Below are 8,856 nucleotides of genomic sequence, written 5' to 3' on the forward strand. Positions count from 1 at the left end.
CCGCCGTTTTGCTTTAAGATAACCGCCATTTTGCAGGCCTTGGCCGGGCACGTACCAACGGCCAAACGCCATACCTGTGGGAGCGGGCTTGCTCGCGAAGCTTTTGGCGTCAGTAATGGCCCCTTCGCGAGCAAGTCGAATCGTCGCACCGCCGCCCCCACATTTAGCCCGCGCCCATATTTCATGTTTTCGGAGCTTTCCATGACGGCCCACGCCGACCTTTCGCCGACCCTTCAACTCGCCATCGACCTGATCCGCCGTCCGTCCGTGACGCCGGTCGACGCCGATTGCCAGAAGCAGATGATGCAGCGCCTGGGGGATGCCGGTTTCAAGCTGGAACCGATGCGCATCGAAGATGTGGATAACTTCTGGGCGACTCACGGTAAACACGAAGGCCCGGTGCTGTGCTTCGCCGGTCACACCGACGTGGTCCCGACCGGTCCGGTAACCGCCTGGCAGATCGACCCATTCAATGCGGTGATCGACGAACATGGCATGCTCTGCGGCCGTGGCGCGGCGGACATGAAAGGCAGCCTCGCCTCGATGACCGTGGCGGCTGAGCGCTTTGTCGTCGATTACCCGGATCACAAGGGCAAGGTTGCGTTTCTGATCACTAGTGACGAAGAAGGCCCGGCACATCACGGCACCAAGGCTGTGATCGAACGCCTCGTCGCCCGTAAGGAACGTCTGGACTGGTGCATCGTCGGCGAACCATCGAGCACCACTCTGGTGGGTGACGTGGTCAAGAATGGCCGTCGTGGCTCCCTCGGCGCCAAATTGACCGTGCGCGGCGTGCAGGGTCATGTGGCGTATCCGCACCTGGCGAAGAACCCGATCCACCTCGCTGCCCCAGCGCTGGCCGAACTGGCCGCCGAGCATTGGGACCACGGCAACGATTTCTTCCCGCCGACCAGTTTCCAGATTTCCAACGTCAATTCCGGCACCGGCGCGACTAATGTGATCCCCGGTGATCTGGTGGCGGTGTTCAACTTCCGTTTCTCCACCGAATCCACTGTCGAAGGCCTGCAAAAGCGCGTCGCCGATATCCTCGACAAGCATGACCTGGACTGGCACATCGACTGGGCGCTGTCCGGCCTGCCGTTCCTCACCGAACCGGGCGCCTTGCTCGACGCAGTGTCGGCAAGCATCAAGGACATTACCGGTCGCGAAACCACAGCCTCCACCAGCGGCGGTACATCCGACGGGCGCTTCATCGCGACCATGGGCACTCAGGTTGTTGAACTGGGCCCGGTCAACGCAACGATTCACCAGGTCAACGAGCGTGTGCTGGCGGCCGACCTCGATGTGCTGACCGAAATCTACTACCAGACCCTGATCAAGTTGCTCGCCTGATGCTCGCCTGCCCGATCTGTAGCGAACCGCTGAATGCGGTGGACAACGGCGTGGTCTGCCCCGCCGGGCATCGTTTCGACCGTGCGCGGCAGGGTTACCTGAACCTGCTGCCGGTGCAGCATAAAAACAGCCGCGACCCTGGGGATAACCTGGCGATGGTCGAAGCCCGTCGCGACTTTTTGAACGCCGGCCATTACGCGCCGGTGGCCAAGCGACTGGCGGAACTGGCGGCGCAATACGCGCCCCAGCGCTGGCTGGACATCGGTTGTGGCGAGGGTTACTACACCGCGCAAATCGCCGAAGCGTTGCCCAACGCCGACGGCTATGCCCTGGACATTTCCCGGGAAGCGGTCAAACGCGCCTGCAAACGCAACCCTGCGCTGACCTGGTTTATCGCCAGCATGGCGCGGGTGCCATTGGCCTCAGGCAGTTGCCAATTTCTCGCCAGCGTTTTCAGCCCGCTGGACTGGGAAGAGGCCAAACGCTTGCTCAGCCCCGGCGGCGGCTTGATGAAAGTCGGGCCGACCAGCGGCCATCTGATGGAATTGCGTGAGCGGCTGTACGACGAAGTGCGCGAGTACACCGACGACAAGCATTTGGCGCTGGTGCCGGAAGGCATGGCGCTGCAGCACAGCGAAACCCTGGAATTCAAACTGCTGCTTGCCAGTGGTCAGGATCGTGCGAACCTGTTGGCCATGACACCCCACGGCTGGCGCGCGAGTGCCGAACGCCGGGCGGCAGTCATCGAACAGGCTGAGCCGTTCGAGGTCACCGTGTCGATGCGCTACGATTATTTTGTTCTTCAATAACCCAAATTTTGACCCGCTAAATCCGCGAATGGATTTTTCAGACCCGCAGTGAGGACATCCATGCGCCAACCCGATATCGAGATTTACCTGAAAGACGCCGACGTCGACTACAAGGCCATCGCGGCCTGGCTCGGCGCGGCTTTAGGCCCGTGTACCGACTGGGTGCAGAAAGGCCAGACCTACAAGTGCAAGGCCGGCAACGTGCCGGTCACCTGGCTGCCGAAAGCCGTCGGCAAATGGAACAGCCTGTACCTGGAAAGCGACCAGACCCCCTGGGAAGACGACATCGCCTGCGCCCGTGCCGCATTTGCCGCGCTGAACGTTGAAGTGCGTTGCGCACCGGGTACATGGGTCGAGGAAGAAGGTGAAGAGACGGCGGATCGCTGGATTCGCATCAGCGCCGATGGTGAAGAAGAAATCACCTGGAAAACCGCATAATCCAGGTCACCGCAAAACCTGTAGGAGCGAGGCTTGCCCGCGAAGGCGTCATCACTGGCGCTAAAAGCTTCGCGGGCAAGCCTCGCTCCTACAAGGGGTTTTGCGTGATCTGAGGGTTGGGTTTACAACTCCACCACATCCTCAGCCTGCAAGCCCTTCTCGCCGGTCACCACCGCATACTCAACCTGCTGACCTTCAGTCAGCGAGCGATGCCCTTCGCCGCGGATCGCGCGGTAGTGCACGAACACGTCCACCCCATCCTCGCGCTGAATGAAGCCATAGCCCTTGGCGTCGTTGAACCACTTCACATTGCCGGTTTCGCGCGTTGCCATGTATCAGTCCCTCTTCTTTTTATTTTGAGCGGCCGAGTATATGACAGCTGCCAAAACTCTCAACTCAAGTTTACTTAGCCGCTTTTTTGCCGATTTTCGGCGAATACGGCACACTATCTGCCGCCCGAGCAAACGCTCGGTTTATTTCACTCACGCAGAAGCCGTATGACCCGTTCCCCGTTCCGCCGTCTTGTGTTTGGCACCCTGCGCCGACTGCTGTACCTCTGGGTTCGCTCGGAGACGATCAACCAGTCGTCGTTCACCCTTAACCTCGACCGCAGCCGGCCGGTGTTCTACGTCCTGCAAAATCCTTCACTGACCGACCTCGCCGTGGTCGATACCGAATGCAGCAAGGCCGGCCTGCCCCGCCCGGTATTGCCCGTATCGGTGGGTACGTTGACAGAACCCGCCGCCTTCTTTTACCTGACGCCAGACCCCGATTGGCTCGGCCGTCAGGACAAACGCGGTGCGCCACCGACCCTGACCCGTCTGGTCAGCGCCCTGAGCCAGAACGCCGCCGAAGACGCGCAGATCATTCCGGTCAGCGTGTTCTGGGGTCAGTCGCCGGACAGCGAATCGAGCCCGTGGAAACTGCTGTTCGCCGACAGCTGGGCAGTCACCGGGCGTTTGCGTCGGCTGCTGAGCATCATGATTCTGGGACGCAAGACCCGGGTGCAGTTCTCGGCACCGATCCATCTGCGTGAATTGATCGATCACAACAAAGGCCACGAGCGCACCGTGCGCATGGCCCAGCGGATTCTGCGGGTGCACTTTCGCAATCTCAAAGCCGCGGTGATCGGCCCGGACATTTCCCACCGTCGTAATCTGGTCAAAGGCCTGCTCAATCAGCCCCTGGTCAAACAGGCGATCCTCGACGAAGCCGAGCGCGAGAACATTTCCCCGGAAAAAGCCAAGGCCCAGGCCTTGCGCTACGGCAACGAGATCGCCTCGGACTACACCTACACCGCGATCCGTTTTCTGGAGGTGGTGCTGAGCTGGTTCTGGAACAAGATTTACGACGGGATCAAGGTCAACCACATCGAAGGTGTGCAAAAAGTCGCCCAGGGTCACGAAGTGATCTACGTGCCGTGCCACCGCAGCCACATCGACTATTTACTGCTCTCCTATCTGCTGTTCCGCAATGGCCTGACCCCGCCGCACATTGCCGCCGGGATCAATCTCAACATGCCGGTGATCGGCAGCCTGCTGCGCCGTGGCGGCGCGTTCTTCATGCGCCGCACGTTCAAGGGCAACCCGCTCTACACCTCGGTGTTCAACGAATACCTGCACACCCTGTTCACCAAAGGCTTCCCGGTCGAGTACTTCGTCGAGGGCGGCCGTTCGCGCACCGGGCGCATGCTGCAACCGAAAACCGGGATGCTCGCGATCACTCTGCGCAGCTTCCTGCGTTCGTCGCGCATGCCGATCGTCTTCGTGCCGGTGTACATCGGCTATGAGCGCGTGCTGGAAGGCCGCACCTACCTCGGCGAATTGCGGGGCGCGAGCAAGAAGAAAGAATCGATCTTCGACATTTTCAAAGTCATCGGCGCGCTCAAACAGCGCTTCGGCCAGGTCGCGGTCAACTTCGGTGAGCCGATCAAACTGGCGGAATTCCTCGACAGCGAACAGCCTGACTGGCGCCATCAGGAACTCGGCCCGCAATTCAAACCGGCCTGGCTCAACGAAACCACCCACCGCCTCGGCGAGAAAGTCGCGCAGCATTTGAACGAAGCAGCGGCGATCAACCCGGTGAATCTGGTGGCCCTGGCGTTGCTGTCCACCAGCCGTCTGGCCTTGGACGATCGCGCCATGGCGCGGGTGCTCGATCTGTATCTGGCGCTGTTGCGCAAGGTGCCCTACTCCTCGCACACCACCCTGCCGGAGGGCGACGGTCGAGCGTTGATCGAGCATGTGAAGGACATGGACCTGTTGTCCGAGCAAAGCGATGCGCTGGGCAAGATTCTGTACCTGGACGAACAAAACGCCGTTCTGATGACCTACTACCGCAACAACGTGCTGCATATTTTCGCGTTGCCGGCGTTGCTGGCGAGTTTCTTCCAGAGCACCTCGCGCATGAGCCGCGAGCAGATTCTGCGTTACACCCACGCGCTGTACCCGTACTTGCAATCGGAGCTGTTCATTCGCTGGTCCATGGATGAATTGGACGCCGTGATCGATCAATGGCTTGAAGCATTCGTCGAGCAAGGTCTGCTGCGTTTCGAAAACGATGTCTACCTGCGCCCGGCGCCAAGCTCGCGGCATTTTGTGCTGCTGACGCTGTTGTCCAAGAGCATCGCCCAGACCTTGCAGCGCTTTTATATGACCGTTTCCTTGCTGCTCAACAGCGGCCAGAACAGCATCAGCGCCGAAGAACTCGAAGACCTGTGCACGGTCATGGCCCAGCGCCTGTCAATCCTCCATGGCCTGAACGCCCCGGAGTTCTTCGACAAGAGCCTGTTCCGTCACTTCATCCAGACAATGCTCGACCTGGACGTGCTCAAGCGCGATGAAGCCGGCAAGTTGAGCTATCACGAATTACTCGGCGAACTCGCCGAAGGTGCGGCCAAACGGGTGTTGTCGGCGGAGATTCGTTTGTCTATTCAGCAAGTAGCGTTGCACGGCAATGAAAGTGCCGCAGAGAAAAAACCGCCAACAATATAAGAACCCATTAAGTATTTTTTGCACGGAAATAAAAGGATGTATTTCCGCCAGAGGACAAACCTAAAAGATAAGTTAGTATCCACAACGCGTATTTAAAGGCCAGCCAAAGGATACTAAAATGAACAAATACATCTCCGGAAAAGTTCTTTTCAGCAAAACTCCATACGAAATTCAAACTAACTACACCACTAAAACAAGCCTCTACAAATACTTTAACAACAACGCATCCACACTCATAAACATGCGCAGTGAGAACTCGCTGAAACACCAGTGGTGGGAGTTTGAATTTATTATTGAGCACAAGCCCGGCGACCCCCAAATGAATGATTATCGTATTATCGCAGAGGTATTTCTTCCAGATGGAACGCTGCTCGCCAAAGGGGATGAACATCTGACAATTGACTTCAATTATGGTATTCGACATCATCAGGACATTTACCTTAAACCTGTATTCATAGTTTAATCCAAAAAAACCGAGAGATTTAACCGTCATACAGCTGGTTGGCAGCTACCCACAGCCACTGAAAATCCGCGTTGACTCTGTCCGCTAATCCCTTCTTTCCGCACAAGGAAGCCGCCATGCTCCGCCCTACCCTTCGCGTCGCCGGCTTGTGCGCAAGCTTGATGATCTGCGCCAACGCCCTGGCTCTGTCGCTCAATGACCTGTCGCAACAAGACGCCACCGGCGGTCTCAAGGACGCCCTGACCCAGGGTGCGCAACTGGCCGTTAAACAACTCGGCGCGCCTGGCGGCTTCAGCAACAACCCGGAGGTGAAAATCGAGCTGCCGGGCAAACTGGGTAAAGTCGCCAAGAAAATGAAACAGTTCGGCATGGGCGATCAGGTCGATCAACTGGAAACCAGCATGAACAAAGCGGCTGAAACGGCCGTGACGCAGGCTCAGCCGATCCTGGTGGATGCGGTGAAGAAAATGACCGTGGAAGATGCCAAGGGGATTCTCGGCGGCGGCAAGGACTCGGCCACTCAGTACCTGAGCAAAACCAGCCGCGAGCAGATCCGCACCGAGTTCCTGCCGATCGTCAAACAAGCCACCGACCAAGTGGGTTTGGCCCAGCAGTACAACGCATTCGCCGGGCAAGCCGCGACGCTGGGTGTGCTGGATGCGAAAAACGCCAACATCGAAAGCTACGTCACGGAGCAGGCGTTGAACGGTTTGTTCGAGATGATCGGCAAGCAGGAAGAAACCATTCGCCAGAACCCTGCGGCGGCGGCGACCAGTTTGGCGAAGAAGGTGTTTGGTACGCTCTAAATACTGTGGGAAGCCCGGACTTATGTGGCGAGGGGACTTAAGCCGCGGAACCTGGAACGGGCTTGCTCGCGAAAGCGGTGTGTCAGGCGACATCAATATTGACAGCGCCTCCGTCTTCGCGAGCAAGCGCGCTCCTACACTGACATTGGGGCTTGCCCCCCTCGCAACATAAGCTCCCACGAAAATCAGACCACCGACGCCGCCCGCAGGAAGAACACCCACTCACGCCCCATCTTCCTTTTCTCGAACACCTTCAACTCGACCAGCCCGTTCAGGGTGGCCGACGCGGTGTTGTAAGAGCAGTTCAGATTCTCCTTCACATTGACCGCCGCCGTGAACTCCTTGGCCATACCACTCTTGGCCACTTGATATACGGCTCGCTGTTTCTCGGTGAGCTGGTCGAAAAAACCTGACTCCAGCAGCCATCGATCAAAGCTCTCGGTGTAGGCCAGGCTTTTTCGATAAGCCTCGGTAAAAGCGCTGACTGATCGGGAGATGACTGAACACTGGAAATCGATGAAATAGGTCAGGTCCAGGTCATCGGCTTCGGTATTCAGATACGAGCGCCCGTATTTCACCGGCGCGTTGCGCAGCAACAGGCTGATCGCGATATAGCGAAAGGCCGAGTAATCATTCTTGAACATGAACCAGTAAAACAGAGCCCGCGCGACCCGACCGTTGCCATCGCGAAAAGGATGCTCATAACCCAGGGCAAAATGCAGCGCGATACCTTTGATCAAGGGATGTAGGTAATCACCCTGATTGGGATCGTCGTGAGACTGGTTGATCCACTTCGACAACACCTGCAATCGTGACGCGAGCCCCGCTGCGGGCGGTGGCGTATGAACGGTGTTGCCTTCGCCGTCCTGCACCACCACATCATCGTTGATCCTGAAATTCCCTGGTGAGTATTGAGTGTCATCGATGCCCTCGACACCGACACGATGCATCGCCGTGATCAGCTCGATGCTCAAGGGTTCATAACGCTTTTCCCAGGCGAAGTTCATCATCTTGTAGTTACCGATGACCATCCGTTCATCCGGCGTGCGCGGCTGGCGTTGGCGCTTGAGCATGTCCTTGGCTACTCGGGTTGTGGTCGCCGCGCCTTCGAGCTGGCTGCTGCTGATGGCTTCGTCTTCGATCAGATCGTTGAGTAAATAGCTGAAATGCGCGCGTTCGCCGATCTGTCCGGTCATGTATTCCAGCGCTGCCGTCGTCGCTCGTCGATCGACGGCCGAAATAGCTTTCTGTGCCAATGGGGTCAGCACAAATTGGCCCCACTGAATGGGCTCGCCCAGTGGCAAAAGGCTCGAATACTGCGCGGCCCGGGCTTTCTTGACCAAAGCCCAGCACAAATTCGAATCCAGACCCGGCGCCCAGCGGTAGCGCAACTCATCGAACGTAAGATAGCGCCCCTGATCGTCCAGAGGCTTGAGCAGTGCGAGATAGTCCGAGAGGCGTTCCTTGTGGGGCGATTGCCCCAACAGATCGAATACCGGGTCGGATCTGCCCTTCAGCGTGGGCGGTTTTTTCATTATCGGTGGCTCAAAAACTCATGAAATTGAGTCTTGAGTACAACAGCGCACCTACATTGACTCAATATCAGACGGATCTGAAATATGTGTAGGAGCTTGGACCGCCTTCGCGGATAAGCTTCGCGCCTACAAGCGGCGGCGTATGTCTGAGAGGGATTGGTCGGCTATCAGGCCGCCTTCGCGGGCAAGCCTCGCTCCTACAGGTGCGACGGTGTCTGAGAGAAATTGGTCGGTTACCAGGCCGCCTTCGCGGGCAAGCCTCGCTCCTACAGGTGCGACGGCGTATGTCTGAGAGAAATTGGTCGGTTATCAGGCCGCCTTCGCGGGCAAGCCTCGCTCCTTGTATGTTGTCCCTGACTCCAACGAGAGAGGTTACGCTCAAGGAGTCATACAACAGCAAGTGCGTTTCTGGGGGAGGCCGATCGCTCCTGAAGGCAGGATTTGCTCCTGACCTTGTCT

The 8,856-nt window shown here is 58.0% G+C and carries 8 protein-coding genes; 6 read left to right on the forward strand and 2 right to left on the reverse strand.

What is annotated here, in order from left to right; genetic code table 11:
• Positions 1-201 precede the first annotated feature (201 nt).
• From dapE to MEB48_RS09730, 3 genes are read left to right on the forward strand one after another with little or no spacing between them, the layout of a single operon-like run.
• Entirely contained in the window at positions 202-1,353 is a 1,152-nt protein-coding gene (gene dapE / locus MEB48_RS09720) for a succinyl-diaminopimelate desuccinylase (protein WP_237884018.1), read from the forward strand.
• The gene (locus tag MEB48_RS09725; RefSeq protein ID WP_237884020.1) at positions 1,353-2,162 is read left to right on the forward strand and encodes a putative RNA methyltransferase; all 810 of its coding nucleotides are present in this window, start codon (positions 1,353-1,355) and stop codon (positions 2,160-2,162) included. Before dapE ends, MEB48_RS09725 begins: the two co-directional genes overlap by 1 nt.
• 60 nt (positions 2,163-2,222) lie before the next feature.
• Positions 2,223-2,600 carry a hypothetical protein gene (locus tag MEB48_RS09730; RefSeq protein ID WP_237884022.1) on the forward strand — a complete coding sequence of 126 codons (378 nt, stop codon included), beginning with the start codon at positions 2,223-2,225 and terminating at the stop codon, positions 2,598-2,600.
• A 122-nt stretch (positions 2,601-2,722) separates the two neighbouring features.
• Here MEB48_RS09730 and MEB48_RS09735 read toward each other — a convergent pair whose 3' ends face one another.
• On the reverse strand, positions 2,723-2,932 hold the full coding sequence (locus tag MEB48_RS09735; protein WP_237884024.1) for a cold-shock protein: 210 nt from the start codon (positions 2,930-2,932) through the stop codon (positions 2,723-2,725).
• A 165-nt stretch (positions 2,933-3,097) separates the two neighbouring features.
• Here MEB48_RS09735 and plsB point away from each other — a divergent pair, with 165 nt between their 5' ends.
• The 3 genes from plsB to MEB48_RS09750 all read left to right on the forward strand — a co-directional run bounded on the left by plsB (position 3,098) and on the right by MEB48_RS09750 (position 6,862).
• Positions 3,098-5,593: a glycerol-3-phosphate 1-O-acyltransferase PlsB gene (gene plsB / locus MEB48_RS09740; protein WP_237884026.1), complete on the forward strand. Its 2,496-nt coding sequence runs from the start codon at positions 3,098-3,100 to the stop codon at positions 5,591-5,593.
• A gap of 118 nt (positions 5,594-5,711) precedes the next feature.
• Positions 5,712-6,056 (forward strand): hypothetical protein, encoded by a 345-nt coding sequence (locus MEB48_RS09745; RefSeq protein ID WP_237884028.1) that lies wholly within the window; start codon positions 5,712-5,714, stop codon positions 6,054-6,056.
• 116 nt (positions 6,057-6,172) lie between these two features.
• Positions 6,173-6,862: a DUF4197 domain-containing protein gene (locus tag MEB48_RS09750; RefSeq protein ID WP_237884029.1), complete on the forward strand. Its 690-nt coding sequence runs from the start codon at positions 6,173-6,175 to the stop codon at positions 6,860-6,862.
• Between the two features lie 185 nt (positions 6,863-7,047).
• Here MEB48_RS09750 and MEB48_RS09755 read toward each other — a convergent pair whose 3' ends face one another.
• Positions 7,048-8,397 (reverse strand): Fic family protein, encoded by a 1,350-nt coding sequence (locus tag MEB48_RS09755; protein ID WP_237884031.1) that lies wholly within the window; start codon positions 8,395-8,397, stop codon positions 7,048-7,050.
• Between the last annotated feature and the right edge of the window lie 459 nt (positions 8,398-8,856).

The sequence above is a fragment of the Pseudomonas sp. PGPR40 genome, from assembly GCF_022014505.1.
Lineage (GTDB): Bacteria > Pseudomonadota > Gammaproteobacteria > Pseudomonadales > Pseudomonadaceae > Aquipseudomonas.

What these genes read in the sequence shown, in the direction of transcription:
- dapE (WP_237884018.1), top strand. Translation starts at nt 202, where the DNA reads ATGACGGCCCACGCCGACCTTTCGCCGACCCTTCAACTCGCCATCGAC.
- MEB48_RS09725 (WP_237884020.1), top strand. Translation starts at nt 1,353, where the DNA reads ATGCTCGCCTGCCCGATCTGTAGCGAACCGCTGAATGCGGTGGACAAC.
- MEB48_RS09730 (WP_237884022.1), top strand. Translation starts at nt 2,223, where the DNA reads ATGCGCCAACCCGATATCGAGATTTACCTGAAAGACGCCGACGTCGAC.
- MEB48_RS09735 (WP_237884024.1), bottom strand. Translation starts at nt 2,932, where the DNA reads ATGGCAACGCGCGAAACCGGCAATGTGAAGTGGTTCAACGACGCCAAG.
- plsB (WP_237884026.1), top strand. Translation starts at nt 3,098, where the DNA reads ATGACCCGTTCCCCGTTCCGCCGTCTTGTGTTTGGCACCCTGCGCCGA.
- MEB48_RS09745 (WP_237884028.1), top strand. Translation starts at nt 5,712, where the DNA reads ATGAACAAATACATCTCCGGAAAAGTTCTTTTCAGCAAAACTCCATAC.
- MEB48_RS09750 (WP_237884029.1), top strand. Translation starts at nt 6,173, where the DNA reads ATGCTCCGCCCTACCCTTCGCGTCGCCGGCTTGTGCGCAAGCTTGATG.
- MEB48_RS09755 (WP_237884031.1), bottom strand. Translation starts at nt 8,397, where the DNA reads ATGAAAAAACCGCCCACGCTGAAGGGCAGATCCGACCCGGTATTCGAT.